26 protein-coding genes and 1 pseudogene are annotated in these 26,920 nt (G+C 68.9%); 14 read left to right on the top strand and 13 right to left on the bottom strand.

Annotated features, from left to right (window positions below; genetic code table 11):
* Window positions 1-68: 68 nt before the first annotated feature.
* From MRB58_RS17725 to MRB58_RS17735, 3 genes and pseudogenes are all read right to left on the bottom strand, one after another.
* Window positions 69-464, bottom strand: a pseudogene (locus tag MRB58_RS17725) (VOC family protein); the annotation flags it as partial.
* Window positions 465-605: 141 nt separating this feature from the next.
* Window positions 606-878: an acylphosphatase gene (locus MRB58_RS17730; protein ID WP_244778424.1), complete on the bottom strand. Its 273-nt coding sequence runs from the start codon at window positions 876-878 to the stop codon at window positions 606-608.
* The gene (locus tag MRB58_RS17735) at window positions 878-2,857 is read right to left on the bottom strand and encodes an acetyl/propionyl/methylcrotonyl-CoA carboxylase subunit alpha (protein ID WP_244778425.1); all 1,980 of its coding nucleotides are present in this window, start codon (window positions 2,855-2,857) and stop codon (window positions 878-880) included. The genes MRB58_RS17730 and MRB58_RS17735 overlap by 1 nt, the downstream gene beginning before the upstream one ends.
* 77 nt (window positions 2,858-2,934) lie before the next feature.
* Here MRB58_RS17735 and MRB58_RS17740 point away from each other — a divergent pair, with 77 nt between their 5' ends.
* The 3 genes from MRB58_RS17740 to MRB58_RS17750 all read left to right on the top strand — a co-directional run bounded on the left by MRB58_RS17740 (window position 2,935) and on the right by MRB58_RS17750 (window position 5,141).
* Window positions 2,935-3,270 (top strand): CidA/LrgA family protein, encoded by a 336-nt coding sequence (locus MRB58_RS17740; protein ID WP_244778426.1) that lies wholly within the window; start codon window positions 2,935-2,937, stop codon window positions 3,268-3,270.
* A complete protein-coding gene (locus MRB58_RS17745; protein WP_244778427.1) occupies window positions 3,270-3,995 on the top strand; it encodes an LrgB family protein in 726 nt (241 codons plus the stop codon). Before MRB58_RS17740 ends, MRB58_RS17745 begins: the two co-directional genes overlap by 1 nt.
* Before the next feature lie 180 nt (window positions 3,996-4,175).
* The gene (locus tag MRB58_RS17750) at window positions 4,176-5,141 is read left to right on the top strand and encodes an ACP S-malonyltransferase (protein ID WP_244778428.1); all 966 of its coding nucleotides are present in this window, start codon (window positions 4,176-4,178) and stop codon (window positions 5,139-5,141) included.
* Window positions 5,142-5,163: 22 nt separating this feature from the next.
* On the opposite strand, the gene MRB58_RS17755 is transcribed toward MRB58_RS17750, so the two are convergent.
* The 5 genes from MRB58_RS17755 to MRB58_RS17775 all read right to left on the bottom strand — a co-directional run bounded on the left by MRB58_RS17755 (window position 5,164) and on the right by MRB58_RS17775 (window position 10,169).
* The gene (locus MRB58_RS17755) at window positions 5,164-6,048 is read right to left on the bottom strand and encodes an SDR family NAD(P)-dependent oxidoreductase (RefSeq protein WP_244778429.1); all 885 of its coding nucleotides are present in this window, start codon (window positions 6,046-6,048) and stop codon (window positions 5,164-5,166) included.
* Between the two features lie 9 nt (window positions 6,049-6,057).
* Window positions 6,058-6,824, bottom strand: a protein-coding gene (locus MRB58_RS17760) for an IS5 family transposase (RefSeq protein ID WP_244778430.1) whose coding sequence is annotated in 2 segments (ribosomal slippage) — window positions 6,058-6,515 and window positions 6,515-6,824 — 768 coding nt in all. Because the reading frame shifts where the segments join, the coding sequence is not laid out codon by codon here.
* Window positions 6,825-6,899: 75 nt separating this feature from the next.
* Window positions 6,900-8,432 carry an acyl-CoA carboxylase subunit beta gene (locus MRB58_RS17765; RefSeq protein WP_244778431.1) on the bottom strand — a complete coding sequence of 511 codons (1,533 nt, stop codon included), beginning with the start codon at window positions 8,430-8,432 and terminating at the stop codon, window positions 6,900-6,902.
* Window positions 8,433-8,757: 325 nt separating this feature from the next.
* Entirely contained in the window at window positions 8,758-9,495 is a 738-nt protein-coding gene (locus MRB58_RS17770) for an ATP12 family chaperone protein (RefSeq protein ID WP_244778432.1), read from the bottom strand.
* Window positions 9,492-10,169: an HAD-IA family hydrolase gene (locus MRB58_RS17775; RefSeq protein WP_244778433.1), complete on the bottom strand. Its 678-nt coding sequence runs from the start codon at window positions 10,167-10,169 to the stop codon at window positions 9,492-9,494. The genes MRB58_RS17770 and MRB58_RS17775 overlap by 4 nt, the downstream gene beginning before the upstream one ends.
* A gap of 416 nt (window positions 10,170-10,585) precedes the next feature.
* On the opposite strand from MRB58_RS17775, the gene MRB58_RS17780 reads away from it, so the two are divergent.
* The 3 genes from MRB58_RS17780 (at window position 10,586) to MRB58_RS17790 (ending at window position 14,151) form a co-directional block, all read left to right on the top strand.
* A complete protein-coding gene (locus MRB58_RS17780; RefSeq protein WP_244778434.1) occupies window positions 10,586-11,443 on the top strand; it encodes an ATP-binding cassette domain-containing protein in 858 nt (285 codons plus the stop codon).
* A gap of 6 nt (window positions 11,444-11,449) precedes the next feature.
* Window positions 11,450-12,784, top strand: coding sequence for a hypothetical protein (locus tag MRB58_RS17785; RefSeq protein ID WP_244778435.1), 1,335 nt, complete (start codon window positions 11,450-11,452; stop codon window positions 12,782-12,784).
* 230 nt (window positions 12,785-13,014) lie between these two features.
* Entirely contained in the window at window positions 13,015-14,151 is a 1,137-nt protein-coding gene (locus MRB58_RS17790; RefSeq protein ID WP_244778436.1) for a polysaccharide biosynthesis/export family protein, read from the top strand.
* A gap of 133 nt (window positions 14,152-14,284) precedes the next feature.
* Here MRB58_RS17790 and MRB58_RS17795 read toward each other — a convergent pair whose 3' ends face one another.
* Both MRB58_RS17795 and MRB58_RS17800 read right to left on the bottom strand, forming a co-directional pair.
* A complete protein-coding gene (locus MRB58_RS17795; protein ID WP_244778437.1) occupies window positions 14,285-14,950 on the bottom strand; it encodes a uracil-DNA glycosylase in 666 nt (221 codons plus the stop codon).
* Complete coding sequence (locus tag MRB58_RS17800; protein WP_244778438.1) at window positions 14,947-15,546, bottom strand: NYN domain-containing protein; 600 nt, start codon at window positions 15,544-15,546, stop codon at window positions 14,947-14,949. Before MRB58_RS17800 ends, MRB58_RS17795 begins: the two co-directional genes overlap by 4 nt.
* A 193-nt stretch (window positions 15,547-15,739) precedes the next feature.
* Here MRB58_RS17800 and rpoZ point away from each other — a divergent pair, with 193 nt between their 5' ends.
* The 8 genes from rpoZ to recO all read left to right on the top strand — a co-directional run bounded on the left by rpoZ (window position 15,740) and on the right by recO (window position 22,974).
* Window positions 15,740-16,129, top strand: a complete 390-nt coding sequence (gene rpoZ / locus MRB58_RS17805) for a DNA-directed RNA polymerase subunit omega (RefSeq protein WP_244778439.1) — start codon at window positions 15,740-15,742, stop codon at window positions 16,127-16,129.
* Between the two features lie 143 nt (window positions 16,130-16,272).
* Window positions 16,273-18,399 (top strand): bifunctional (p)ppGpp synthetase/guanosine-3',5'-bis(diphosphate) 3'-pyrophosphohydrolase, encoded by a 2,127-nt coding sequence (locus MRB58_RS17810; protein WP_244778440.1) that lies wholly within the window; start codon window positions 16,273-16,275, stop codon window positions 18,397-18,399.
* A gap of 46 nt (window positions 18,400-18,445) precedes the next feature.
* A complete protein-coding gene (locus MRB58_RS17815; RefSeq protein ID WP_244778441.1) occupies window positions 18,446-19,216 on the top strand; it encodes a DUF2062 domain-containing protein in 771 nt (256 codons plus the stop codon).
* Window positions 19,213-19,611 carry a holo-ACP synthase gene (gene acpS / locus MRB58_RS17820; RefSeq protein ID WP_244778442.1) on the top strand — a complete coding sequence of 133 codons (399 nt, stop codon included), beginning with the start codon at window positions 19,213-19,215 and terminating at the stop codon, window positions 19,609-19,611. Before MRB58_RS17815 ends, acpS begins: the two co-directional genes overlap by 4 nt.
* A 122-nt stretch (window positions 19,612-19,733) precedes the next feature.
* On the top strand, window positions 19,734-20,489 hold the full coding sequence (gene lepB, locus MRB58_RS17825) for a signal peptidase I (RefSeq protein ID WP_244778443.1): 756 nt from the start codon (window positions 19,734-19,736) through the stop codon (window positions 20,487-20,489).
* Window positions 20,490-20,498: 9 nt separating this feature from the next.
* On the top strand, window positions 20,499-21,197 hold the full coding sequence (gene rnc, locus MRB58_RS17830; protein ID WP_244778444.1) for a ribonuclease III: 699 nt from the start codon (window positions 20,499-20,501) through the stop codon (window positions 21,195-21,197).
* Window positions 21,198-21,291: 94 nt separating this feature from the next.
* Window positions 21,292-22,218 (top strand): GTPase Era, encoded by a 927-nt coding sequence (gene era / locus MRB58_RS17835; protein ID WP_244782036.1) that lies wholly within the window; start codon window positions 21,292-21,294, stop codon window positions 22,216-22,218.
* 12 nt (window positions 22,219-22,230) lie between these two features.
* Complete coding sequence (gene recO, locus MRB58_RS17840; protein WP_244778445.1) at window positions 22,231-22,974, top strand: DNA repair protein RecO; 744 nt, start codon at window positions 22,231-22,233, stop codon at window positions 22,972-22,974.
* 10 nt (window positions 22,975-22,984) lie between these two features.
* Here the strand turns inward: recO and MRB58_RS17845 are convergent, their stop codons facing one another.
* From MRB58_RS17845 to uvrB, 3 genes are all read right to left on the bottom strand, one after another.
* The gene (locus tag MRB58_RS17845) at window positions 22,985-23,350 is read right to left on the bottom strand and encodes a hypothetical protein (RefSeq protein WP_244778446.1); all 366 of its coding nucleotides are present in this window, start codon (window positions 23,348-23,350) and stop codon (window positions 22,985-22,987) included.
* Window positions 23,351-23,593: 243 nt separating this feature from the next.
* Window positions 23,594-23,908 (bottom strand): ATP-dependent Clp protease adaptor ClpS, encoded by a 315-nt coding sequence (locus MRB58_RS17850; RefSeq protein WP_244778447.1) that lies wholly within the window; start codon window positions 23,906-23,908, stop codon window positions 23,594-23,596.
* A 95-nt stretch (window positions 23,909-24,003) separates the two neighbouring features.
* Window positions 24,004-26,865 carry an excinuclease ABC subunit UvrB gene (gene uvrB, locus MRB58_RS17855; protein WP_371747200.1) on the bottom strand — a complete coding sequence of 954 codons (2,862 nt, stop codon included), beginning with the start codon at window positions 26,863-26,865 and terminating at the stop codon, window positions 24,004-24,006.
* Window positions 26,866-26,920: the final 55 nt, after the last annotated feature.

Raw genomic sequence — 26,920 nt, forward strand, 5'->3', positions numbered from 1 at the left:
TTCGGGTGGCTTCGGCTGCCCGTTTTCGTTTCAGCCGGATGCGTCCATAGACGCCTGCGCGAACGCCTCAGCCCCCAGATGCGCGGTTCGGCAAATTCGATGGAATTGCCGGCGGGGTCGCGCAGGTACAGCGACCGGCCCCCTTGCGGCCAAGCGAAGGCGCTCTCGACGGTGACGCCGGCGGCGGTGAGGCGGTCGTGCCAACGGTCGATCTCCGCGCCGGGGGCGGCGAAGCAGGCGTGACCGGGCCCGGTGGCGCCGTGAGGTGGGACGGGGAGGGCGCCGTTCGCCGGCGCCTCGGCCGTGGCAGACGGCTTGAAGAGGAGGAGGACCGTCCCCTCCAGGCGGAAGAAGACGTGCCGCCCGTCGACCTCGGCGAAGCGCTCCAGGCCGAGAATATGTTCGTAGAAGTCGGCCGTTTCGGCGAGGTTTTCGGCGTAGAGGGCGGTTTCGAGGATTCGCATGGCGGCTCCTTCGTCGCGGGTCGAAGGAGAGGGAGATAGGGCCCACGTCCCTTTTCGCCGACCCCCGCGGCCCTCAGCCGACCCCGTTGCCGGCCCCTGCCGAGCCCTGCCGGACAAGGGCGGACGCGGCGCGCCGGTGCCTCAGGCGGTCGGCAGGACGACGAAGCCGGTCACGGACGGATCGCCGACGGGGTCGAGGCCGATGCCGGTGACCTTGGCCATCGGCGGGCCCTGGCGGCAGGCGGCGAGGAGCGCGTCGGTCTCCTCGAAGGTGCCGACGACGACGGCCTCGACGCGGCCGTCGCGCAGGTTGCGCACCGTGCCGCGCAGCCCCCGGCGCTGCGCTTCCTCCTGGAGCCAGTTGCGATAGCCGACGCCCTGGACCCGGCCTTCGATGAGGAAGCGCGTCGCCATTACTCGAACTCGAGGATCACCGCGTCGACCGCGAGGCTCGCGCCCGCCTCGACGTAGACGTCCTTCACCTTGCCCGACCGCTCGGCGCGGATGACGTTCTCCATCTTCATCGCCTCGATGACGGCCAGCGGCTGGCCGTCGTCCACCATGTCGCCCTTGGCGACGTTGAGCGAGACGACGAGGCCGGGCATCGGGCAGAGAACCTTCTTGGCCGTGTCGGCGGCGGAGAGCTGGGGCATGTAGGCCTGGAGGTCGGCGATGCGCGGGCGGCGAACCTTGGCGCGCAGGCGCCGGCCGCGATAGGTGAGGCCGACGTCGTGCGGCGTCTCGCCGTAGCCCATCGAGATGAGCGCGCCGTCCACGGTGCCGCGCCACACGCCCAGGCCGCAGCGCTCGCGGCAGACGAGGCGGGTGGTGCCCTCGATGGTGACCTCGACGCCGTCCGCCCGCGCCGCGACGGTGCCCTCGACGCGCGTGTCGTCGTCGAACAGGGCGGCGAGGGCGCCGGGCACCGGGGTCGGGTGCGAGCCGAAGGTGGAGCGGCGCAGCGCCTCGCGCGCCTCCTCGGCGAAGGCAACGGTCGCCATCAGGGTGCGGATCTCGTCGGTGGCGGGGAGGGTCGGCCCGTCGGGGAACTCCTCGGCGATGAAGCCGGTGGAGAGGTTCCCCTCGCGCCAGCGCGGGTGGGCCATCAGTGCCGACAGGAACGTGCCGTTGTGGCGGATCCCGTCGATGGCGACCTCGTCGAGGGCGATGGACATGGCGTCGATCGCGGCCTCGCGGGTGGGGCCGTGGGTGACGATCTTGGCGATCATCGGGTCGTAGAAGCGCGAGATCTCCGAGCCTTCGACGACGCCGGTGTCGACCCGCACGGTGGTCTCGGCGGCGGTGTCCTGCGGCATCGCGAGGCGGCGGATGCGGCCGATGGAGGGCAGGAACTTGCGGTCCGGATCCTCGGCGTAGAGCCGCGCTTCGACCGCCCAGCCGTTCGGCGCGATGTCGTCCTGCCGGTGGCGCAGCGGCTCGCCGGCGGCGACGCGGATCATCTCCTCCACGAGGTCGAGCCCGGTGATCAGCTCGGTGACCGGATGCTCCACCTGGAGGCGCGTGTTCATTTCCAGGAAGTAGAAGTTGGCGTTCTGGTCGGCGACGAACTCGACCGTGCCGGCCGAATCGTAGGCGACCGCCTTGGCGAGGGCGACGGCCTGCTCGCCCATTTTCGCGCGGACCTCGGGGGTGAGGAGCGGCGAGGGCGCCTCCTCGATGACCTTCTGGTTGCGACGCTGGATGGAGCACTCGCGCTCCAGGATGTGGATCGCGTTGCCGTGCTTGTCGCCCAGCACCTGGATCTCGATGTGGCGCGGGTCGACGATGAACTTCTCGACGAAGACCCGCTCGTCGCCGAACGAGGACTTCGCCTCGGAACGGGCGCGGTCGAACCCGTCGGCGACCTCGTCGCGCGAGTGGGCGATGCGCATGCCCTTGCCGCCGCCGCCGGCGGAGGCCTTGATCATCACCGGGTAGCCGATCCCGTCGGCGATCTTCACCGCGTCCTCGGCGGTCTCCAGCGCACCGGCGCCGCCGGGGACGGTGGAGACGCCCGCCGCCTCGGCGCGGCGCTTGGATTCGATCTTGTCGCCCATCGCCTCGATGGCCGCCGGATTGGGGCCGATGAAGGTGATGCCGGCCTCGGCGAGGGCCGCGGGGAAGGCGGCACGCTCGGACAGGAAGCCGTAACCGGGATGGACGGCCTGGGCGCCGGTCTCGGCGCAGGCCTCCAGGATCGCGTCGATCCGGAGGTAGGACTCGGCGGCGGGGGGCGGGCCGATGCGCACGGCTTCGTCGGCCATCTCGACGTGGGGGGCGTGACGGTCGGCGTCGGAGTAGACGGCGACGGTGCCGATCCCCAGGCGCTTGCATGTGCGCATCACTCGGCACGCGATTTCGCCGCGGTTCGCCACCAGGATCTTCTCGAACATTGCCGTCCCTTCAGCCCATCAGTCTGCAAGCGTTTTAGACGCATACTGCACCGAATCCCAAATCAAACGAGGCCCCTATGATCAACGCCATCGCTCTCCTCCTCGGGTGCCAGCTCCTGGGCGAAATCTTCGTGCGTCTGGCTGACCTCCCGGTGCCCGGTCCGGTCGTCGGCGCGGCGCTGATGTGCGCGGGGCTGCTCGTGCGGGGCGAGGTATCGCCGACGATGGACACCACCGCGCGCACGATCCTGTCCAACCTGTCGCTCCTGTTCGTACCGGCGGCGGTGGGGGTGATCGACCACCGCGAGCTCTTCATGGAGTACGGCTTCGCGCTGATCGCGGCGCTGGTGGTGTCGTCGGTGGCGGCGCTGTCGGCGGCGGCGCTGGCGTTCCGCTGGGCGGCGGGCAAGTGATGCCGCAGGAGGTCGAGCTTCTCTGGGTCTACCTCTCCGAAGAGCCGCTGACGTGGCTCACGGTGACGGTGATCGCCTACGCGCTGGCGGACCGGCTGGCGGCACGGGTGGGGCGGCATCCGCTGGCGAACCCGGTGGTGGTGTCGGCGGTGCTGGTGATCGCGCTGCTGGGGATCACCGGTACGCCGTTTCCCACATATTTCGAGGGGGCGCAGTTCGTGCACTTCATGCTCGGCCCGGCGACGGTGGCGCTGGCGATCCCGCTGGTGCAGAACCGCGCGCTGGTGCGCCGGTCGGCCAAGCCCATCGCCGCGGCGCTGGTGGCGGGGTCGGTGACGGCGGTGACCAGCGCGCTCGTCGTCGGCTGGGCGTTGGGGCTGCCGGGGGACGTGCTCGCCTCGCTGGCGCCCAAGTCGGTGACGACGCCGATCGCCATGGGCATCGCCGAGGCACTGGGGGGCATTCCGCCGCTGACGGCGGTGCTGGTGATCCTCACCGGTATCATCGGCGCCGTGGCGGTGACGCCGCTGATGAACCTCCTGAAGATGACCGACATGCGCGCCCGCGGGTTCGCGGCGGGGGTGGCCGCGCATGGGATCGGCACTGCGCGCGCCTTCCAGGTCGACCCGGTGGCGGGGGCTTTCGCGGGTATCGGCATGGCACTCAACGGGGCGTTGACCGCGCTGCTGACACCGCTTGCCTTCATGCTTCTGGCGGCGTTGTGACCGTGCGCCCCGGCCGCGCCGGGGGCCGTGTACGCCCGCTGTCAGGGCGTGCGCGGCGGATTGGAACTTTGCGCACCTTCACGCAAGCCTGATTGTACATCGATTGATCGCCAAATGCTCTGCTGGTACCTGAGGCCATTCGAGAGACACCTCGGCGGCGCAAGGATTCGGCGGAGCAGGATGAGCGGTATCGACACCCCCACGGGTCACTATGCGCTCCTCTTCACGGGCCGCGGCAAGCCGGCGTGGGACATGGCGCTGACCTTCGTCAACGCCGACCGCGCCTCGCGCGACCAGTTCCAGCTGGCGGTCGACGTGCTGGGGCGCGAGCTCATCGAGTTGACCTGCCATCGCGATCCTAAGATCCACGGCCGGGTCGAGGTGCAGACGGTGAGCAACGTCCTCGCCTCGGCGATCGCGTTCGACTATGCGCGCCGCAACGGGCTGGCCGAGCCGGGCGCCGTCAGCGGGCTGAGCCTGGGCGAGACGGTCGCCGCCTATGCCGCCGGCGTGGTGGACTTTCCCACGGTGCTGCGACTCGCCCATTATCGCGGCGTGTGCGAGGCGGAGATCGCGCGCACCTTGCCGCCGGGCGGCGTCGGCCTGCTGATCGGCACCACGGAGGACGGGGCGAAGGATCTTTGCGCCGAGGTGAGCGGGCTGGGCCATATCGAGATGGTCGGCATCCTCGGCCCCAACCTGCAACTGATCGCGGGGATGGAGCCGGCACTGTCGGAGGCGGCCTGGCTCGCCGGCGAGATGGGCTGGCGCTGGCTGGAGCAGGCCGTCGAGGGGCCGTGGCACCTGCCGATGTTCCAGCCGGCGGTCGACAAGTTCCACGCCTACGCCGAGACGCAGCCGTTCAAGGACCCCGAGGTGACGCTGCTGTCGGGCGCGCAGGAGGCGCCGATCGCCGACGCCTCCACGGCGCGCGAGGTGCTGGCCGATTCGATCACCGCCTTCGTCGACGCGCCGCTCACGGCGCAGCGGCTGCGGGCGGTGGTGTCGTCGGGCATGATGGTGCGGGTGACGCCGCGCGGTGCGATGGGCCGGCCGGAGGTGCTGCCGCCGCACACCGTTCCGTTGAACGCGCCCAAGGACCTCCCGGCGCTCCTGGGCGCCGTGGGGCGCGCCGTTCAGGCCTGAGCCGCGCCGCGGACCCGGCGGATCAGCGCCGCCGGCCCCCCATCTCAATCACTTCGCCCGTCAGGCTCTCGTCCAGGCAGGTGGTGACGATCTGCAGCACGATGTCGTCGAGCCTCGCCTTCAGCGCCGGAGGCAGCGGGCGCAGCTTGTCGAGCCGCCGGCCCTCGGCGGAGATCATCGCGCGGGCGGCCCCGAGGGTCGCGGGCGCCGGCTCCACGGCCGGGAGCGGGGTCACGTCGGTCATGTCCGGGGCGACGCAGTTGACCTGGATGGCGGGCGCGAGCGCGGCGGCGAGGAAGCGCGTCAGCTCGGCGACGGCGAGGCGGCTGGGCGCATAGGCGGCGGCGCCGGCCTTGCCGTCCGGCGCGATGCTGGCGCCGACCATCACGATCCGCCCCCACCGGGATTGGCGAAGATAAGGCGCGGCCGCTCTGGCGACGAGATAGGGGCCGCGCAGGTTCACCTTCATCAGGTCGTCCCACAGCGTCGGCGTCAGCGCGTCGAGATCGCCGGTCGGGACGCGGACCCGCCCCTCGGTCGCGCCGGCGCAGTTCACCAGGATGTCGAGCCCGCCGAGGAAGTGCGCCGTGGTCTCGATCGCGGTGGTGACGTGGGTCGGCTTGGTATGGTCGAGCGGCAGGGCGATGGCGCGGGCGCCGCCGGCGGTGATGGAATCCACCGCGGCCTTGGCCCGCACGTCGCCGCGCCGGTAGGTGAGGGCGACGGAGGCGCCGCGCCGTGCGACCGCCTCGGCCACCAGCCGCCCGAGCCAGCCGCTCCCGCCGGTGACGAGCACCGCCGCCCCCGCGAAGCTGCGGTCGACGGGCGGGGCCGCCTCGTCCGCACCGCCGTCCGCGCGGTCGATGATGGCGGCTTTGATGCGTGGCTCGGTCTTCGTCGCCTCCATTGTGGACCTCTAGGTCGTGGACTCATGGTGTCGTAGCCATAGGCGGGTCGATGCCAAGGCGACGGCGGCCATGAAGTTTCGGGCGAGTTTGTCGAATCGGGTGGCAATGCGGCGGAAGTGCTTCAGCTTGTTGAAGTACCGCTCGACGAGGTTGCGCAGCCGATAGAGCGGTGGTGCAACGGTGCGCATAACACGAACGTTGCGCTGGCTCGGGATGTGGGCGGTGGCGCCTCTGGCCGCACACCATTCGATCAGCGCCTTGGCGCTGTAGCCGCGGTCGGCCACGATGTCCGGTGCGAGTGGGAGCCCGTCGAGGAGGATCGGCGCTGTTGTCTTGTCGGAGGCCTGACCAGCCGTGATTACGAAGCGGATCGGCAGGCCCCGCTCGTTGACGACGGCGTGGAGTTTGGTCGTCAGTCCTCCACGAGAACGGCCAATGGCGTGATCCGGGCCCCCTTTTTTCCGCCGGCTGCGTGCTGGTGAGCCTTCACGATGGAGCTGTCGATGAGCTGGAGCGCGGCCGGCTCTTCTCGAGCAAGTGCCTCGAACACCACCAGCCATACGCCGCGCTTGGCCCATCTGTTGAAGCGATTGTAGACCGTCGTCGATGGGCCATAGCGCGCCGGCAAGTCGCGCCACGGTGACCCGGTCCGCAACACCCAGAAGATGCCGTTGAGGACACGCCGGTCGTCCACACGCTGCTTTCCGGCCGGCGCCGGCGGCAACAGCGGCTCGATGATCGACCATTCCACTTCGCTCAGATCGTAACGTGCCACGCCCCAACTCCTGACTGACAGGAGATTGAATCATGGGCGCGACCATTTGAGAATCCCGGACCATGAGTTCACGACCTAGAGCGGGATCGTGTCGTGTTTGCGCCAGGGGTTCTCGAGGCGCTTCTCCTGCAGGAGGCGCAGCGCCCGCGCGATCCGCCGGCGGGTCGAGTGGGGCAGGATCACCTCGTCGATGAACCCGCGCTCGGCGGCGACGAACGGGTTGGCGAAGCGCTCCTCATATTCCTTGATGCGCTTGTCGAGCGCCTCCTGGTTGCCGCGGTCGGCGCGGTAGAGGATCTCGGCGGCGCCCTTCGGCCCCATCACCGCGATCTCGGCCGTCGGCCAGGCGTAGTTCATGTCGCCGCGCAGGTGCTTGGAGGCCATGACGTCGTAGGCGCCGCCGTAGGCCTTGCGGGTGATCAGCGTCACCTTCGGCACCGTCGCCTCGGCATAGGCGAAGAGCAGCTTGGCGCCGTGCTTGATGAGCCCGCCATACTCCTGCGCGGTGCCCGGCAGGAAGCCCGGCACGTCGACGAACGTCACGATCGGGATGTTGAACGCGTCGCAGAAGCGCACGAACCGGGCGGCCTTGCGGGAGGCGTCGCTATCGAGCACGCCCGCCAGCACCAGCGGCTGGTTGGCGACGAAGCCGACCGTCTTGCCCTCGATCCGGCCGAACGCGGTCAGGATGTTCTTGGCGAACGCGGCCTGGATCTCGAAGAGGCTGCCCTCGTCGGCGACCTTCTCCAGAAGCTCCTTCATGTCGTAGGGCGCGGTCGGGCTGTCGGGGATCAGCGTGTCGAGGCTCATCTCGACGCGGTCCCACGGATCGTCCGTCGCCAGCACCGGCGCGGGGGAGACGTTGGAGGCCGGCAGGATGTCGATCAGGCGCCGCACGTCGATCAGGGCGGCGATATCGTCGTTGTAGGCCCCGTCGGCGACGGAGGAGCGGGTGGTGTGGACGTCCGCCCCGCCCAACTCCTCGGAGGTGACGGTCTCGTTGGTGACGGTCTTCACCACCTCGGGTCCGGTGACGAACATGTAGGACGTGCCGCGGACCATGAAGATGAAGTCCGTCATCGCCGGGGAGTAGACGTCGCCGCCCGCGCACGGCCCCATGATGACCGAGATCTGCGGGATGACGCCCGACGCCAAGACGTTGCGCTGGAACACCTCGCCGTAGCCGCCGAGGGCTGCGACGCCTTCCTGGATGCGCGCGCCGCCGGCGTCGAACAGGCCGATGATGGGGGCGCGATTGCGCACCGCCATGTCCTGGACCTTCATGATCTTCTCGGCATGGGTCCACGACAGCGACCCGCCGAAGACGGTGAAGTCCTTGGCGAAGACGAACACCTGGCGCCCGTTGATGGTGCCCCAGCCGGTGACGACGCCGTCGCCGGGGAACTTCTGCGTCTCCATGCCGAAGTCGGTGCAGCGGTGCTCGACGAACATGTCGAACTCCTCGAAGGAGTTCTCGTCGAGGAGCACCTCGAGCCGTTCGCGGGCGGTGAGCTTGCCGCGTTCGTGCTGCGCGGCGATGCGCTTCTCGCCGCCGCCGGCCCGCGCTTCGGCCCGCCGTCGCTCCAGCTCTACAAGCACGTCCTTCATCCGGCTCCTCCGTGAGTGATTCTTCGGCGGCGGGGCCGCTTCGTCCGGTTGTTCAATCGCCAATTCAATCACGTGACAAGGCTCGGCGCATCCGCCGGGGGCGGCTATTGTCGGATTGTTGGGGCCGGGGGGCGGATCGGGTGAGATATTTCCGCCCGATGTCACATCGCGCATGACGGCGGCGTCATGGGGGTATCGACGACGCAGACGAACTCGCGACGACCCCCACGACTGGACTTCGCCAAGGCCAACCCCAAGGCCTTCAAGATGCTCCCGCGGAGACGCGCGCCCCGGCGGCTGACGACCCGCGGGGTGGGTCGCGGCGTCAGCCGGGCGTTTCCTCCGGGCGCAGCACGAAGGCGGCGGCCTCGGCGTCGCGGCGGCGCTGGGCGCGCCGGTCGGCCGCCTCGGCGTCCACGCCCCAGGCCTTGATGTTCCAGTCTTCGTCGACGTGGGCGGTGCGCCACAGGGTGTCGAAGTCGATCGCGGCCTCGGCGAAGGCGAGGGCGGTGAGGGCGCTGCCGGTGAGCGTGGTGAGCTGGTGGAAGGCCGCGAGCGGCAGCGGCGCCTCGGGCAGGCGGGCGCGAACCGCCGGGGCGAGGCGGGGGTCCTGATCGGCCGGCATGATCCCCTCGACGAGGACGATGCGCACGCCGAGGAGCCGTTCGGCGATCGTCACCACCGGATCCCACAGCGCCCGCTGCTCGGCGACGAGGCCGGCGGGGAAGTCGGCGCGGTACATGACGAGGTCGTTGGTGGCCATCTGGGCGATGTCCTCGCGCACCGGGTCGACGGCGGCGGCGACCCCGTCGATCGCGGTATTGACGAGGCGCGTCATCGGCATGGTGATCGGCAGGATGTGCTCGCCCTGCGCGTTCCACTCGGCGGCGATGCGCGCGGCGACGGGGGGCGGGGCGCTCAGGTGCGCCTTCGCCGGAGTGCGCACCGGTCGCCCATCGAGGTGGATGCGCGCCGTGCCGTCCTCTTGCGGCGCGACGGACGCGGCCTCGTAGAACCGGCGGATCGCCTCCGGCGGCCGCGGCGGCTGCCGCTCCGCGCTCACGAGGCCACCTTGCGCAGCACCTCGTCGACCAGGTGCGGCAGCTCTTCCATCGACCGGGCGATGGCGTGCGCGCCGGCGGCCTCGAGGTCGGCGGTGGCATGGTAGCCCCAGTCGACGCCGATCGCGGCGGCCCCGGCGCTCAGGCCCATCTCGATGTCGAACACGGTGTCGCCGACGACGACGGTGCTCGCCGCCGCGGCACCGGTGGCGGCGAGGGCGTTCAGCACCATGTCGGGCGCGGGCTTGGAGGCTGCATCATCGGCGGTGACGGTGACGGCGAAGCGCTCGGCGAGGCCGTGCTCGGCGAGAACGCGTTCCAGGCCGCGGCGCGACTTGCCGGTGACGACGCCCAGCAGCGTATCCTCGCGGTGGATCGCGGCGATCGCCTCGTGCGTGCCGGGGAAGGTGGGCTCATTCCCCGTGGTGGCGAGCGCCTGATCGCGATAGGCGGCCTTGTAGGAGGCGACCAGGACATCGACCGGCGCCTCGGGATGGCGCGCGGCGAGCACGCCGACCGCACGCGGCAGCGAGAGGCCGATGATGGCGCGCACCTCCGCGTCGGAGGGCGGGGGCAGGCCTTCGAGGACGAAGGCGCCTTGCATGGCGGAGACGATGACGGCGGCACTGTCGACGAGCGTGCCGTCACAGTCGAAGAGGACGAGGCGGAGTGTCATAGCGTCAAGGTCATACCGCGCGCCTCCGGGTCAAGTCCTTCGCGGCGATCTCGTTCCTCGGGCCGGGCGCGGTGATTTGCCGACAAACAGTTTGTCGCGGCTGGGGGACACCCGGCCGGCGGCTCCGGCCGCCGGTGGTCCACCTGCCGCTCACGATGGCGGCATGCCCGATCACGTTGCACCAGAAACTCGCCCGCCGCCTTTGCGCCGGAGCTGAAAATCGCTATTTATCGAGCGGTTGCGGGAGGCGCCGCCGCGAGACGGGGCCTTGCCCGTGGATATTTGCGCGCCCATACCCGGTCCGGCACGGCCGGGCTCGGATGGGGCGGCGCCTTTGCACAGACGCGCGCCGGCCGGGCCGGAGCGCACGGCGGCACGGCGCGCGGCCGCGTTCGCCCGCACGTCTTGGAGTTGGCATGATGGAGACCAACGTCGTCTCGTTTAACGACGCCGCGCGGGCGCGGGACGAGTCCATCGCCTACATCTCCGACGAGGCGCTGCGCAGCGCACAGCCGGTGATCGACGCCGGGTCCTGCCATGTCGCGCTGGACCGCTGCACCATCATCATGCAGGCGAAGACCAGCCGCTATGCGCTTTTCAAGGACCTGTCGGCGGCCTTCCCGAAGCAGCGGCGCATCGCGGTGCTCGGCCACAAGGGCTCCGGCAAGACCGTTTTGATCGACATGATGCTGAAGCGCCGGGCGGTGCAGAAGGGGCGGGTGATCGTCAACTCGCGCCTGTCCTGGTCGGTGTCGTTCGTGCAGTACCTCGACGGACGGCTGACGCTGCGGCAGAACATGATCTTCATCGCGCGGGTGCTGAACGTCGACCCCTCCTACCTGATCGGCGCCGCGCTCGAGATCTGCAACTTCCAGCAGGGGCAGCTCAAGGAGCGCATGGGCAACATGCCCATCTCCATGCGCCGACGGATCGGCCTGCTGGTGTACCTTCTGGGGAATTTCGACTGCCACATCATCGACGGCCCGTTGCGTGGCATGATGTTCGGGCAGATGAACGAGCGGCTCGAGGCGATGATGTCGGCGGTGACGTCGCGGGACTATATTGCGGCGCTCAGCGAGCCACGACAGGTTCCGAGCAACTGCGACCTGCTCCATATCCTGTATAATGGGCGACTGTTCATGTTCGAGGATGTCGCGCGGGGGATGGAGATCTACCAGTCTCTGCCGACGCCGGAGAACCCGAACCCGTTTGCGGGTCAAGACGACAAGGACGACGGCAGCGACGACGAAAGCGTTGCCGTCGATCTCATGTAGGGCGATATGACCGACAAGAATCTCGTTCCTCTGCCGAACTCGGAGCGGCGCGGCACCCGCCTCAGCAAGATCGAGCGCCGCCAGCGCTATCTCGCCGAGCGGCGCCAGGCCCCGACCCCGGTCGACACCACCGACGTCGACGAGGTCGACAACCTGCCGCAACCGGCGAGCGAGAACCCGGTCCAGACGTTCGTTCTGCCGCCACGCGTCCAGCTCGACCAGCGCACGTCCCCGTTTGCCTGGTTCTCGCGCTGGACGTTCATCCTGTTCGTGGCGGTGCCGGTGATCTGCGTGGCGCTGTTCTACGCCTTCGCGGCGAGCCCGCAGTATGCGACCGAGAGCAAGTTCGCGGTGCGCGGCTCCTCCGATTCGAGCGGCGCGATGGACAGCGCCGGCCTCTTCATGGCCTCCGGCGGCGGCGCGGGCACCGAGATCGCCGACAGCTTCATCGTCCAGGAGTACATCCTGTCCCGCGCGATGGTGCAGGCGCTGGTGAACGAGGCGAACTTCCTCGAAGTCTACAGCCGTCCCTCGGCCGATCCCTACTACCGGCTCGATCCGTCGCTGCCGATCGAGGGGCTCGTCGCCTACTGGAACATGATGGCCGCGGTCGACTACGACCTCGAGACCGGCATCCTGACGCTGACGATCCGCGCCTTCCGCCCCAGCGACGCCGAGGCAATCACCCGCAAGGTGATCGAGAAGGCGGAGAACCTCGTCAACGACATCTCGCTGCGGGCGCGCGAGGACAGCGTGCGATCGGCCCAGCGCGAGGTGGACATCGCCGAGACGCGCTACGCCGACGCGCGCAAGGCGGTCGCCTCCTACCGCGGCACGACGCAGGAGATCAGCCCGGAGAAGACCGCCGAGGCCCGCCAGACCGTGGTCAGCAAGCTGGAGTCGGACGTGGCGAACATGGAGTCGCTGCTGACCTCGCTGCGCTCCACCATGAGCGAGAACTCGCCGCGCGTGGTCTACGTGCGCAACCAGATCGAGGCGATGCAGCGCCAGATCGACGCCGAGCGGCGCCGTGTCGCCGTGGGCGAGGAGGGGCAGGATGAGAGCGTCCTCACCGAGCGCCTCTCGCTCTACGAGGAGCTGGTGGCCGAGCGTGAATTCGCGCTCAACCAATACCAGTCCTCGTACGAGACCTTGGAGGCGGCGCGCGTCGATGCCTTGAAGCAGCAACGGTATCTGACAGTCTTCGTGCGGGGGGATGCGCCAGAAGAGGCGACGTACCCGCAAGCAATGCGCTGGACGGCGATCGTTGCGGTCACCAGCTTCTTGATCTGGGGCTTCATTATTTTGGTGTCTGCTGTGATTCGGGACCGGGCGGCCTGAGGGCCGGGCCGCGATGTTGCAGCAGGCGGCAAGGAGGTGTTAACTATAGTGCGCCGCCCCGCCCGCAAACCCGGAGGTTTCGGCGCGAAGTGCTTCCGACTACTACGCGTTCATGTGGCTTCGATGCCACGATCTAAATTGATGTTTCGTCAAGTCACGCAATAGCGGTCCCCACAGCGCAACGACGGTGTTAAGCCTGACGTCGTTGTGTACCGAACGGGGACGTCTCGATGATGCTGAGATGGATAGCGCTCGCGTGTGCCGCGGCCTTGGCCGGCTGCGGTGCGGTGCCGTCGAGTGGTCCGTCCGCTCAGGTGATCACCGAGACCAATCGTGAGAACGCGGCTCCGGCCGCATATGTCGTGGTCGACGTGGACGAGAAGGTCGTCAACGTCACCGGCCAGTACAAGACCAAGGGCTTCTCCTCGTTCTACAAGGTCGACTTCGGCAGCGTGCAGGTGCGCCTGGCGGTCGGCGATCAGATCGCCATCAGCATCTACGAGGCCGGCGCGGACGGCCTGTTCTCGTCCGAGACGTCCAAGGCCACGCAGATCGTCGCGACGATCGACGGCGACGGCGAGGTCTTCGTCCCTTACGTCGGCACCATCCAGGCGGCCGGCCGCTCGTCCAAGTCGCTGCGCGCGGCCATCGAGGAGGCGTTGCAGGACAAGGCGATCCAGCCGCAGGTGCAGGTGCAGGTGGCCAACTCGGTCGTCAACACCGTGACCATTCTGGGCGAGGTCGGCACCGGCGGGAAAATCCCGGTCCCAGTGTCGGACTTCCGGGTTCTGGACGTGATCGCGGCGGCCGGCGGCTCGTCGATCCCCACCTATCAGACGCGGGTGATCCTGCGCCGCGGCAACAAGGTCGCCAGCGCCGACCTCGAGGACCTGTTCGACAATCCCAAGGAGAACGTGGCGGTCCAGCCGGGCGACACGATCCTCCTCGCCGCCGCGCCGCGCTCCTACACCGTCTACGGCGCGACGACGACCAAGGCCGAGATCCCGTTCGAGGCGCGCCGCATCAACATCGCCGAGGGTCTCGCCAAGGCCGGCGGCCTCAACGACCTGCAGGCCGATGCGCGCGGCGTCTTCCTGTTCCGCTTCGAGCCGGACACCATCGCCAAGCAGCTTTCCGAGCGGGCGATCGTGGCGCACGAGGGGTCGCTGGTGCCGGTGGTCTACCGCTTCAACCTGAAGGATCCGAAGAGCTTCTTCCTGATGCAGACCTTCGAGCTGCGCGACGAGGACCTGCTCTACGTCTCCACCCACCCCTCGGTCGAGTTCAACAAGTTCCTGCGGATCATCGAGCCGGCCGTCTCGCAGGTCATCACCGCGCTGACCCTGTCCGAGCGCTTCAGCAACTAGGCTGCGGCGCCCGCCCCACGGAAGGCTTGAACGCGAACGGCCCGCCTGGTCACCCAGGCGGGCCGTTTTTCGTCGGGGGCGGGCGGGCGCTGCCGGCGGCCGGGCGGCGGGGCGGTCCGCTGGCCGGGCGGTCTCAGCTGGCCGAGCGGTCGAGGAGGGCGCGCACGCCGGCGACCACGTCGTGGAACATCGCGTCGGTGAGGACGCCGGTGTTCACGTTGTAGCGGGACGGGTGGTAGCTGTCGGCGACGTTGAGGCCGGACGCCGTGGCGTGGATCGCGCCGTGGCCGAATGGGTGGGCGGAAAGGCGCGCGCCGAGCGTGCGCAGGATCGCGTCGTGAGCGATGCGGCCCAGCGCGAGGATCGTCGACACCCGGGGGTAGGCGGCGAGCGTCGCCGTGAGGAACGGGGCGCAGGCGCGGATCTCGGCGGTGGTGGGCTTGTTCTGCGGGGGGACGCAGCGCACCGCGTTGGTGACGGCAGCGTCGACGAGGACGAGGCCGTCGTCGGGCCGGGCGTCGAACCGGCCGTTGGCGAAGCCGTGGGCGGTGAGCGCGGCGTAGAGGAGGGTGCCGGCATAGTCGCCCGTGAAGGGACGGCCGGTGCGGTTGGCGCCCATGCGGCCGGGGGCGAGGCCGACGATGAGCACACGCGCCGCCGGGTCGCCGAAGGTCGGCACCGGGGCGTTGTGCCACGCCGGCTCGAGGGCCCGCTGCTCGTGACGGTAGCCGACCAGGCGCGGGCACCGCGGACAGTCGTGGTCCGGGTCCCGCGGCCAGTCGACGGTCGGCGTCGTCAAGCGGTGGGGTGCGGGTGACGCTCGGCGGCGACCGGGCGATCGGGCCGGTCGGGGCGCGGGTTGCGCTCGGACGGGTCGCGCCCGATCTGAGCCTGCAGGTCGGCGAGTTCGATGAAGTGGTCGGACTGGCGGCGCAGGTCGTCGGCGATCATCGGCGGCTGGGTCTGCAGCGAGGAGACGACGCTGACCTTCTTGCCCTTGCGCTGCAACGCCTCGGCCAGACGACGGAAGTCACCGTCGCCGGAGAAGAGGACGATGTGGTCGACCTGCTCGGCGAGCTCCATGGCATCGATCACCAGCTCGATATCCATGTTGCCTTTGACCTTGCGGCGGCCGCTCTGGTCGTAAAACTCTTTGAGAGGCTTCGTGACGACGGAATATCCGTTGTAATCGAGCCAGTCGATCAGCGGGCGCAGGGTCGAGAATTCCTGGTCCTCGGCGAGGGCCGTGTAGTAATATGCGCGGAGAAGGTAACCCTTCTCGCCGAAGACTGACAGCAATCGCTTATAGTCAATATCAAATCCAAGCGATCGCGCAGCGCTGTAGAGATTCGCGCCGTCAATAAATAGAGCGATCTTCTCTCGGGGGTCGAACATTCGGGGTCTTTCTGTTCAGTATGTTCAAGGCGACGCACTGGTCCGTGAATGCGGGAGCACAGCTATCACATAAATAGGAGGTCGGGGCGGAAAGGCCCGCCCATGACACATGATGCTACAACATGACGCTTGCGTCGGTCGAGTGTGCTTGGTATCGGAGCCCCCTTGTTGTCAACTCATTTTGGAGTTCGCCGTGGCCCGTGTCACCGTCGAAGATTGCGTCGATAAGGTCGAGAACCGCTTCGAGCTGGTCCTGCTGGCCGCTCACCGTGCGCGGATGATCTCGTCCGGTTCGCCGATCATGGTCGACCGCGACAACGATAAGAATCCGGTCGTGGCTCTGCGTGAGATCGCCGATCAGCGCCTTCATCCCGAAGACCTGAAGGAAGAGCTCATCCACTCCCTGCAGAAGAACGTCGAGGTCGACGAGCCGGAGGCCGAGATGCCGGCCGCCGCCGCCATCCAGCAGCCCTCCGGCGGCGCCGACGACAGCGTCGACCAGACCTTCAACTCCATGTCCGAGGAAGAACTCCTGCGCGCCATGGAGACCCTGGTCCCGCCGGAGCGGACGGAAGAGGTCTGACGGAGGCACCATAACGCGCGATGCTTCGTACCTTATCCGGCACCGACGAACACGCTGGGCAGGTCGAAGCACGCGTTGCAGGAAAGCCTTCCCACCCCCATGTGACGTCCTCTGGGGGCGGGACGGAAGGGCCGCAGCGGCCGATGATGCGGCAATACGAGCTGGTCGAGCGGGTCGCCGCCTATAACCCGGACGTCGACGAGGCGCTTCTGAACCGCGCCTACGTCTACTCCATGACCAAGCACGGCGGGCAGAAGCGCGCCTCGGGCGACCCCTACTTCTCCCATCCGCTGGAAGTCGCCGCCATCCTGACGCAGATGCGGCTCGACGACGCCACCATCGTCGCCGCCCTGCTGCACGACACCATCGAAGACACCGACGCCACCCGCGCCGAGATCGACCACCTGTTCGGTCCGCGCATCGGCAAGCTGGTCGAGGGGCTGACCAAGATCGGCCGCCTGGCGTTCGTCAGCCAGGCCGACAAGCAGGGCGAGAACCTCCGAAAGCTGCTGCTGGCCGTCGCCGAGGACGTGCGCGTGCTTCTCGTCAAGCTCGCCGATCGCCTCCACAACATGCGCACCATCCACTGGGTGCCGGTCCACAAGCGCGCCCGCATCGCGCAGGAGACCATGGAGGTCTACGCCCCGCTCGCCGGCAAGATGGGCATCTTCTGGATGCGCGAGGAGCTGGAGCACCTCTCCTTCCACGTCCTCCACCCCGAAGAGGCGGCCTACATCGAGGGCAAGCTCGCCGAGCGGCGCGCCGCCGTCGGCTCGCTGCTGTCGGGCATCGAGGCGGAGCTGTCCGAGCGGCTGCGCGTGAACGACATCGCCGCCGTGGTGACCGGGCGGGAGAAGAAGCCCTATTCGATCTTCGCCAAGATGCAGCGAAAATCGATCAACTTCGAACACCTGTCGGACATCTACGGCTTCCGCATCCTCGTCGACACCACGGCCGACTGCTACGCCGCGCTCGGCGTCGTGCACACGATCTGGCAGTCGGTCCCGGGCCGCTTCAAGGACCACATCTCGACCCCGAAGCAGAACGGCTATCGCTCGATCCACACCACGCTCGTCGGCCCGCGCAAGCAGCGCATCGAGCTGCAGATCCGCAGCCACGAGATGCACCGCCTCGCCGAGTACGGCATCGCCGCACACGCCTTCTACAAGGACGGCACGTCGCGCCGGCCGAGCGAGCTGGCGCGCGATTCGGAAGCCTATGCCTGGCTGCGCCACACCATCGAGCTGTTGTCGGACGGCGGCTCGTCGGCCGAATTCCTGGAGCACACCAAGCTCGAACTGTTCCAGGATCGCGTCTACTGCTTCACGCCGCGCGGCAAGCTGATCGCGCTGCCGCCGGGCGCGACCCCCATCGATTTTGCATATCAGGTCCACACCGACGTCGGGAATACCTGCACGGGTTGTCGTATCAACGGCCATCCGCGCCCGCTCGTCACCCCGCTCAACAGCGGCGACGAGGTGGAGATCCTGTGCAAGGAAGGGGCGCAGCCGCCGTCCGCATGGAACGCGCTCGCCGTCACCGGCAAGGCCCGCGCCGCCATCCGGCGCGCCAACCGCGAGCAGGACCGGCGCAAGTTCGTGCGCCTCGGTCGCCAGCTGTTCGAGAACGAGGTCGTGCGCCGCGCGCTGCCGGACGTCCCCTCGCTCGCCACCAGCGCCGAGCGGCTGGGCTATCCGGAGGCCGATGCGCTCGCCTACGCCATCGGCAGCGACGCGATGTCGGCGACCGACGTGCTGCGCGCCCTCGGCTACGAGGCGGAGGGGACGGTGCCGCCGCCCGCCCACCACAACGGGGCGCCGGTGAAGATCCGCGGCCATGGCGATGATCTGCCCATCACCTTCGCCCCCCAGCATCCGACGATCCCGGGCGACAAGATCGTCGGCATTCTCCAGCCGGGGGAGGGTGTGACGATCTATCCGGCCGGCGCCAGCGACGCACTCGATGCGGTGGCCGCGGATCCGCATTGCTGGGTGGACGTGGCTTGGGACCTTTCCGGCGCCGCGGCGACGCTCTATACCGCAGCAGTCCGGGTCGTCGCGTCGAACAAGCCCACCGTGTTCGCCGGCATCGCCGAGGCGCTCGAGGCCGAGGACGCCGATCTCGGGGAACTCACAGTCGTGACGAAGACCCCTGATTATCGCGAACTCAACCTCCATATCGAGGTGCGGGATGCTGCGCATCTGTCCCGCGTACTGGACAGGTTGCGGGGACTGACGACGGTGGCCGAAGCCTCGCGCACCAGCCACTGACGCCGGTCCTTCAATGACGCGCGCGATTGGGTTCGGAGGAGAGTGCATGCTGTTCGCGCGGAAGGCTCGGCCATCGTTCCGCGAGCGTTTGCGGGTTGCGGCCTGGCCCCGTCGATCGTTCGGGCGATCGTTCAGCTACTACAAGCACCGCGTCCTGCGTCTCGAGGCGTCGCCGCATGCGATCGCGGCGGGCGTGGCGGCGGGCGCCTTCGCATCCTGTACGCCGCTGGTGGGCTTCCACTTCATCCTTTCGTTCGCGCTCGCCTGGGTGATCGGCGGGTCGATGATCGCCGCCGCGTTCGGCACGGCGGTCGGCAATCCGTTGACCTTCCCGTTGATCTGGCTGTCCTCCTTCCAGCTGGGCGAACTGATCCTCGGCCCCTCTCCGAAGGGGGCGCATCCGGGACAGGTCGAGCTGTCGTTCAACACGCTGACCCAGTCGTTCGACACCATCTGGCCGACGCTGAAGCCGATGTTCGTCGGCGGGATCGTGATGGGCACGGTGATCGCCGGGGCGCTCTATCTGCTTGTCCGCTCGACGGTGGTCATGTCGCAGTCGCTGCGGTCGGCCCGGCTCGCGGCCGCGGCGCAGAACCGCGTCGACCTGGCGCTGCGGCCGGCCGATCTCCTGCATCCCGCCGCCATGATCGACGAGATCGAGCACGCCCAGGACCTCGCCCACCACCGTGAGGCCGAGCCTTGCCGGGACGGAAGCCACCACGGCGCGCACGAGCACGGCTTCGCCCATGAAGGCGCCGGCGAGGCCGCGCACGAGACGGACCCCGCGCCGCTGCGCCGGACCGAGGGGCGCTCGTGATCATCGGCATCGGCTCGGACCTGATCGACATTCGCCGCATCCAGAAGACGCTCGACCGCTTCGGCGAGCGCTTCACCCACCGCGTCTTCACCGACGTCGAGCGCGCCAAGGCCGCCCGCCGCGTGACGCCGGCCGCCACCTTCGCCAAGCGGTTCGCCGCCAAGGAGGCCTGCTCCAAGGCGCTGGGGTCGGGCATCCGGATGGGGGTTGCCTGGCGCGAGATGGGCGTGGTTAACCTGAAGTCCGGCCAACCGACGCTGCAACTGACCGGCGGCGCTCTCGACCGGTTGAACGCGATGATCCCCGACGGACACGTCCCGGCGATCCATCTCACCATGACGGACGACCACCCCCTGGCGCAGGCCTTCGTGGTGATCGAGGCCGTTCCATCATAGCGGACGGCCCGCGCACCCGCGCAGACCGAATTGCTTGACAGTGCCTCACGCTCTATGAGCTGAGGTTCGTGCCGCCCGGCGGCGAAGGGCGTGTAGAGTGACGCGCCGCATTAGGGGTTTCGATGAGCGTGGCGAAAGACAAGACGTCGGAAGGCGAGGGCAGCCTGTACGAGTTGTTCAAGGTCATCGTTCAGGCACTTCTGATCGCATTGGTGATCCGAACGTTCCTGTTCCAGCCGTTCAACATCCCGTCAGCCTCGATGGTCGACACCCTCCTCGTGGGTGACTACCTCTTCGTGTCGAAATATTCTTACGGATATTCGCGATATTCTGTCCCGTTCGGAGCGATCCCGGTGTCGGGTCGTATTTTCGCCTCGGAGCCCGAGCGCGGCGACGTCGCCGTCTTCAAGCTCCCGCGCGACAATGCGACCGACTACATCAAGCGCGTCATCGGCCTGCCGGGCGACCGCATCCAGGTGCGCGAGGGGATCCTCTACATCAACGACCGCGAGGTGCCGCGTCGCCAGCTCTCCGACTATGTGGAGGTCGGCGCCAACGGCCGCGAGGTCCGCGCCCACCGCTACGAGGAGACGCTGCCCAACGGCGTCACCTACGAGGTCCTGGACTCCAGCCCCAACAGCCTGTTCGACAACACGCAGGTCTACACCGTCCCCGAAGGCCATTACTTCATGATGGGCGACAATCGGGACAATTCGACCGACAGCCGCAGCCAGTCGGGTGTCGGATTCGTGCCGTTTGAAAATTTCGTGGGTCGCGCGGAAGTTATCTTCTTCTCAATTGGGGAAGGCACGCCCATCTGGCAGGTTTGGAACTGGCCGTGGGCCGTGCGGTGGAACCGCATATTCACTTCGCTGTAGGAGACGTCTTTGGGGCAACGGTCTGACGATGCGCTCGACGCGCTCGAGCTCCGCCTGGGGCACACCTTCTCAGACCGTCGGGTCCTGATCGAGGCGCTCAACCACGCCAGCGTTCACGTCAACGGCCGCGGGCCCAACTACCAGCGGCTGGAGTTCGTGGGCGACCGCGTGCTCGGCCTCACCATCGCCGCCGAACTCTACCGCCGCGATCCGGCCGCCGACGAGGGCGACCTCGCGCGGCGCCTGAACGCGCTGGTGCGCAAGGAGACCTGCGCCGACCGGGCGCTGTCGCTGGGGATCGACGAGGCGCTGCGCCTCGGCGCCGCGGAGGCCCAGGCCGGCGGCCGCCGCAAGACCGCCATCCTCGCCGACGCGTGCGAGGCGGTGCTCGCCGCCGTCTTCCTCGACGCCGGCTTCGGTGCCGCGGAAGCCGCGGTCCTGCGCGTGTGGGCCCCGCTGCTCGACGACAAGGGCATCGACCGCGACGCCAAGACCAGCTTGCAGGAACGCCTCCAGGCCGAGGGCGGCCGGCCGCCGGTCTACCGCCTCAAGGCCCGCACCGGACCCGACCACGCCCCCCACTTCGTGATCGAAGTGGTGGACGGTGACGCCATCCTCGCCGAAGGCGAGGGCGGCTCCAAGCGCGAGGCCGAGCAGGCCGCCGCCCGCGCCGCGCTGGCGCGTCTCGCCATGCGGGAGCCTTCCTGAGGTGCCCGACGACAAGGACCCCCACGCCATCGATCCCCACGCCATCGATCCGGCCCCCAGCGCCGAGCCCGCCGCCCCTGTGCCCGCCGCCCCTGTGCCGGCCGCGGACGAACCCAGCGTCCCCCTCGACAAGCAGCGCTGCGGCTTCGCGGCCCTGATCGGCGCCCCGAACGCCGGCAAGTCGACCCTCGTCAACGCGCTCGTCGGCGCCAAGGTCGCCATCGTCACGCACAAGGTGCAGACGACGCGCGCCACCGTGCGCGGCATCGTGATGGCCGAAGACGCGCAGATCATCCTGGTGGACACGCCCGGCATCTTCGATCCCAAGCGCCGGCTCGACCGCGCGATGGTCCGGACCGCCTGGACCCACGCCTACGACGCCGACCGGATCTGCCTCCTGATCGACGCCAAGCGCGGCATCGACGAGGCGAACGCCAAGATCCTCGAGGACCTGACCTCCGTGCGCCAGCCCAAGACGCTGGTGTTGACCAAGGTCGACCTCGTCGACCCGCCGCGCCTTCTGGAACTGGCCCAGGCCGCCAACGACGTGACCCGCTTCGAGGACACCTACATGATCTCGGCGCAGACCGGCGACGGGGTCGACGATCTCGCCCGTCATCTGGCGCGCTCGGTGTCGGCCGGCCCCTGGCTCTACCCGGAGGACCAGATCTCCGACATCCCGATGCGCCAGCTCGCCGCCGAGATCACCCGCGAGCAGCTGACGCTGCGCCTCCACGACGAGCTGCCTTATTCGGCCACCGTCGAGACGGAGACGTGGAAGACGCTACGCAACGGCTCGGTGCGGATCGAGCAGGCGATCTTCGTCGAGCGCGACGGGCAGAAGAAGATCGTGCTGGGCGAGAAGGGCAAGACCATCCGCTCCATCTCGATGTCCGCGCGCCACGAGATCGCCAAGCTGGTCGGCGCGCCGGTGCATCTCTTCCTGTTCGTCAAGGTGCGTCCGCGGTGGACCGACGATCCCGAGCGCTACCGCGAGATGGGCCTCGACTTCCACCGCTAGCGCGGCGCCGCGATGGAGTGGCGTGACGAGGCGCTGATCCTCTCGACGCGGCCGCTGGGCGAGAATTCCAAGATCGTCGAAGTGCTGACGCCGGGCGAGGGGCGCGCCGCCGGCCTCGTGCGTGGCGCCCGATCCAAGACGATGCGCGCCCTGGTGCAGCCCGGCAATCGCGTCGCGGCGACCTGGCGCGGGCGGCTGGAAGACCAGCTCGGCACCCTCTCGCTGGAGCTGATCGAGGCACGGGCCGGGCTGGTGATGGACACCGCCTGGGGTGCCTACGGCATCGCGGCGATGGCCTCGCTGCTCGCCTTCCTTCCCGAACGCGATCCGCACCCGCGGCTCTATGCGGCGGCCAACGCGCTGATCGGCGCGTTCGCGCTGCCGCGGGCGGCGGGGGAGGCGGGGGTGCGCTTCGAGCTGATCGTGCTGGACGAGTTCGGCTACGGGCTCGACCTCGGTCGCTGCGCCGCCACCGGAGACACCGCGGATCTCGTCTACGTCTCTCCGCGCAGCGGGCGTGCCGTCGGCCGCGGCCCCGGTGCGCCCTATGCCGACAGGTTGTTGCCGCTGCCGGCCTTCCTCAGCCGCGACGCGGTGTGCGACGCGGCCTCCCTCGCCGACGGCTTCCGCATGACGGGGCACTTCCTGGCGACCCACGTCGCCGGGCTCGCGGGGAAGCCGCTGCCCGAGCCGCGCGAGCGTTTCGTGCGCGCCGTGGTGAAGGCGGTGGCACGGGAGGACGCGGCCGGGCGCTGACGGCGCGCGTTCAGTAGCTGCGCACGCGCGCGTCGTAGCAGACCTCCTTGGTGCTGTAGAGCCAGCCGTCGATGCGGCTGCTCCACACGCGGATGCGCTTCTTGTAGCACTCGTTGGGGTGGCGGTAGGTGCGGCGCTGCAGGTCGGAGCCGCCGCGCACGTAGGTCTGGCGCGGCATGACGCGCTCGCCGAAGCCGTGGCTGCCGCCCTGTCCGCCCTGGCCGCCACCCTGGCCGCCGCCACCGCCGTTGCCGCGGACCTCGATGATCCCGCTCGCCGTGTCCAGCGCCGCGAGCGGGGCGAGCCCGGTGGCGTTGGCGCCGGAGACGGCGGCCAGACCCACGAGGGCCGAAAGAACTGTCGCTTTGATCGTCATGTCGCTCTCCTTGGACGTGTCAGACCGGTGTGAGCACCGGCACAACCAGGAGATGGACCCGTCAGGCCCCCGCACCCTGTGTGCGAGATCACACCCGGGGCCGGTTTGCCGCTCCGGCGGGACACGGCGTGCGAACCCCGCCGCAGAGAATGGTCAGAATTCTGATATAATTCAGATTTTCGGCGTGGCTGTCACGCCCGTGCACTGGGATGTGATCGCGCGGAGCGGGGCGGCAGGCTCGGCCTACTCCTCAGGCTCGGTCGTGAACTGGAGCGGGTGGCCGGCATCCTGGGCCATGGCGTTGGCCTCGTTCGCCTTGGTCTCGGCGACCTGCGCCGGGTAGACGCTGACGACGCACGCGCCTTTCTGGTGGGCGGTCATCATGATGGTGTGGGCCGTTTCCCCGCCGATCCGGAACACTGCCTTCAGCACCCGCACGACGAACTCGCGCGGCGTATAGTCGTCGTTCAGAAGCAGCACCTTGTGCAGCTTCGGTCGCTCGGCTTTGGGCTTGGTCGCGGTCTTCAGCTCTGGGGTCGCGGTGGTGTCCGTGGTCATCGGCGCCTCCGTCCCGAAGTTTCCGTTACTTAGGGCGCCGCTGCCGGCCAGTCCAGCGCGCTCGGGGCGCGCCGGCCATGCTCGGGTGCCGGGCGTCAGTTGCCGGGGCGGCCGGTCTTGCGTTTGCGCCGGGCGCGCTTCTTCTCGTCGGCCGGGTCCTCGTGGCTGCCGATGCCGATCTTGTGCCGCACGACGATACCGGGGTCGTCCTCCGGCTTCTGCGGCGGCGTCTTGGCCTTGTACTTCTCCGTCCGCTTCACCGTCATCTCGTCGAGGTTGTTCTTGCGCGCGCGCGTCGGGGGCAGGTCGCGCTCGTCCTCGACGCCGTCCGTCGGCGGGGCGCGGCGGAGGCGGCCGCGGTCGGTGCCGGGGCCCATGTCGTCGAGGCCCGGCTTCTTGGCGCGGGTCTTCAGCGTCGCCGAGGCGTTGTAGTCGCGCTCGCCGGAGTATCGGCCTGCCGACAGCTCGACGTCGCGCTGGCGCGCCATCGGGTCCTCCGAGAGCATCAGCTCGGTCTTCTGCATGCGCTGGATCTCGTCGCGCAGGCGGGCCGCCTCCTCGAACTCTAGGTTGGCCGCCGCCTCGCGCATGCGCCGCTCCAGGTCCTCCACCGTGACTTGCATGTTGTGGCCGATGCCGGGCGCGGCGTCGGCCATCCCCTTGTCGACGCGCACGTGGTCGCGCTCGTAGAGGCTGTCCAGGATGTCGCCGATCGAGCGCTTGACCGATTCGGGCGTGATCCCGTGCTCTTCGTTGTAGGCGAGCTGCTTCTCGCGGCGACGGTTGGTCTCGTTGATCGCGCGTTCCATCGAGCCGGTCATATGGTCGGCGTAGAGGATCACCTTGCCGTCGACGTTGCGCGCCGCACGGCCGATCGTCTGGATCAGCGAGGTTTCCGAGCGCAGGAACCCTTCCTTGTCGGCGTCGAGGATCGCCACGAGACCGCACTCGGGAATATCCAGCCCCTCGCGCAGCAGGTTGATGCCGACCAAGACGTCGAAAGTGCCAAGCCGGAGGTCGCGAATAATCTCGATGCGCTCGATGGTGTCGATGTCGGAGTGCATGTAGCGGACCCGCACGCCGTTGTCGTGCAGGTACTCGGTCAGGTCCTCGGACATGCGCTTGGTCAGCGTGGTGACGAGCGTGCGGTAGCCCTTGTCCGCCACCTCGCGGATCTCGCCCAACACGTCGTCGACCTGGTGCCTGGCCGGGCGGATCTCGACCGGCGGGTCGATCAGCCCCGTCGGGCGGATGACCTGCTCGACGAAGACGCCGCCGGCCTCCTCCATCTCCCAGCCGCCGGGCGTGGCCGACACCGCGACCGACTGCGGGCGCATCATGTCCCACTCCTCGAAGCGCAGCGGGCGGTTGTCCATGCACGACGGCAGGCGGAAGCCGTACTCGGCGAGCGTCGCCTTGCGGCGGAAGTCGCCTTTGTACATGGCGCCGATCTGCGGCACCGTCACGTGGCTCTCGTCGAGGAAGACGAGCGCGTTGTCGGGCAGATATTCGAACAGGGTGGGGGGCGGCTCGCCCGGCTTGCGGCCGGTGAGGTAGCGCGAATAATTCTCGATGCCGTTGCACACGCCGGTCGCTTCCAGCATCTCGAGGTCGAACCGGGTGCGCTGTTCCAGGCGCTGCGCCTCCAAGAGGCGGCCGGCGTTGTTCAGCTCCACCAGGCGGTGCCTCAGCTCCTCCTTGATGGACTTCATCGCCTGCTGCAACGTCGGCCGCGGGGTGACGTAGTGCGAGTTGGCGTAGACCTTCACCAACTCCATCTCTTCGGACTTCTTGCCCGTCAGCGGATCGAACTCGGTGATCGATTCCACCTCGTCGCCGAAGAGGGAGACGCGCCAGGCGCGGTCCTCGTAGTGCGCCGGGAAGATCTCGACCGTGTCGCCGCGCACGCGGAAGGTGCCGCGGATGAAGTTCGCGTCGGACCGCTTGTATTGCAGCGCCACCAGGTCGGCCAGGAGCTGGCGCTGGTCGAGCCGCTCGCCGACCTGGATGGAGAAGGTCATCGCCGTATAGGTCTCGACCGAGCCGATACCGTAGATGCACGACACCGACGCCACGATGATGACGTCGTCCCGCTCCAGGAGGGCGCGGGTCGCGGCGTGGCGCATCCGGTCGATCTGCTCGTTGATCGAGGATTCCTTCTCGATATAGGTGTCGGTCCGCGGGACGTACGCCTCGGGCTGGTAGTAGTCGTAATAGGAGACGAAGTATTCGACCGCGTTGTTCGGGAAGAAGCTCTTGAACTCGCCGTAGAGCTGGGCCGCCAGCGTCTTGTTGGGCGCCAGGATCAGCGCCGGGCGCTGCTGCGCCTCGATCACCTTGGCCATTGTGTAGGTCTTCCCGGAACCGGTGACGCCGAGGAGGACCTGCGTCTTCTCGTCCTGCTGCAATCCCGCGACCAGCTCGGAGATTGCCTGCGGCTGATCGCCCTTCGGCTCGTATTCCGAGACGAGCGCCAGCGGGACGCCGCCCTCCGATTTGTCCGGCCGGGGCGGGCGGTGGGGGGTCCATTCGCCGGCGCGGAACTCCGGCCGGCCCTGCTGGATGAGGCTTTCGAGCGCGGCGACGGTGGCCGTGGCGCCGCTCTCGGGCAGCGCCTCCGCCTCCTCCAGGCCGACGTCGAGCCCGGCGACGGGGTTGAGACCGGAGGCGGCCCGTTCGCGTGCCGTGGCCTTGCCGCCCATGGACGTCCCGCGCGAGGTACGGCCCGAGGCCGCGTTCCCCTTGCCGCGCTTGGGCTTCTCCTCGGCCTTGGCGGCGGCGGCTTTGTCCTTAGTCTTGCGGGGCGCCTTCTTCGGCGCCGCCGCCGGGGCGGCCTTGGGCGCGTCGGTCGGGGCGTCGGCCGGCGCGTCGTCGCCGACGAGGAAGGCGTCGTTCTCGACGTCGCTCGCCCAGCTCTCGATCTTGCCGCTGTCGCGTGACTTGGGCGTGCGTTCCATGGGTCCGGTCCGTTGCGCCATCAGCACCATATGGCACACCCGGCGCGGTCCTCCA

The organism is Acuticoccus sp. I52.16.1 (assembly GCF_022865125.1).
Classification (GTDB): Bacteria; Pseudomonadota; Alphaproteobacteria; order Rhizobiales; family Amorphaceae; genus Acuticoccus.

Bases quoted from the DNA above. Each gene is read 5' to 3' on its own strand.
- MRB58_RS17745 (WP_244778427.1), top strand. From the start codon at position 3,270: ATGCCGCAGGAGGTCGAGCTTCTCTGGGTCTACCTCTCCGAAGAGCCG.
- MRB58_RS17815 (WP_244778441.1), top strand. From the start codon at position 18,446: ATGCTGTTCGCGCGGAAGGCTCGGCCATCGTTCCGCGAGCGTTTGCGG.
- MRB58_RS17730 (WP_244778424.1), bottom strand. From the start codon at position 878: ATGGCGACGCGCTTCCTCATCGAAGGCCGGGTCCAGGGCGTCGGCTAT.
- MRB58_RS17790 (WP_244778436.1), top strand. From the start codon at position 13,015: ATGATGCTGAGATGGATAGCGCTCGCGTGTGCCGCGGCCTTGGCCGGC.
- MRB58_RS17750 (WP_244778428.1), top strand. From the start codon at position 4,176: ATGAGCGGTATCGACACCCCCACGGGTCACTATGCGCTCCTCTTCACG.
- MRB58_RS17810 (WP_244778440.1), top strand. From the start codon at position 16,273: ATGATGCGGCAATACGAGCTGGTCGAGCGGGTCGCCGCCTATAACCCG.
- recO (WP_244778445.1), top strand. From the start codon at position 22,231: ATGGAGTGGCGTGACGAGGCGCTGATCCTCTCGACGCGGCCGCTGGGC.
- lepB (WP_244778443.1), top strand. From the start codon at position 19,734: ATGAGCGTGGCGAAAGACAAGACGTCGGAAGGCGAGGGCAGCCTGTAC.
- MRB58_RS17780 (WP_244778434.1), top strand. From the start codon at position 10,586: ATGATGGAGACCAACGTCGTCTCGTTTAACGACGCCGCGCGGGCGCGG.
- MRB58_RS17740 (WP_244778426.1), top strand. From the start codon at position 2,935: ATGATCAACGCCATCGCTCTCCTCCTCGGGTGCCAGCTCCTGGGCGAA.
- MRB58_RS17735 (WP_244778425.1), bottom strand. From the start codon at position 2,857: ATGTTCGAGAAGATCCTGGTGGCGAACCGCGGCGAAATCGCGTGCCGA.
- MRB58_RS17785 (WP_244778435.1), top strand. From the start codon at position 11,450: ATGACCGACAAGAATCTCGTTCCTCTGCCGAACTCGGAGCGGCGCGGC.
- MRB58_RS17765 (WP_244778431.1), bottom strand. From the start codon at position 8,432: ATGAAGGACGTGCTTGTAGAGCTGGAGCGACGGCGGGCCGAAGCGCGG.
- MRB58_RS17850 (WP_244778447.1), bottom strand. From the start codon at position 23,908: ATGACCACGGACACCACCGCGACCCCAGAGCTGAAGACCGCGACCAAG.
- MRB58_RS17755 (WP_244778429.1), bottom strand. From the start codon at position 6,048: ATGGAGGCGACGAAGACCGAGCCACGCATCAAAGCCGCCATCATCGAC.
- MRB58_RS17845 (WP_244778446.1), bottom strand. From the start codon at position 23,350: ATGACGATCAAAGCGACAGTTCTTTCGGCCCTCGTGGGTCTGGCCGCC.
- uvrB (WP_371747200.1), bottom strand. From the start codon at position 26,865: ATGGAACGCACGCCCAAGTCACGCGACAGCGGCAAGATCGAGAGCTGG.
- MRB58_RS17775 (WP_244778433.1), bottom strand. From the start codon at position 10,169: ATGACACTCCGCCTCGTCCTCTTCGACTGTGACGGCACGCTCGTCGAC.
- MRB58_RS17800 (WP_244778438.1), bottom strand. From the start codon at position 15,546: ATGTTCGACCCCCGAGAGAAGATCGCTCTATTTATTGACGGCGCGAAT.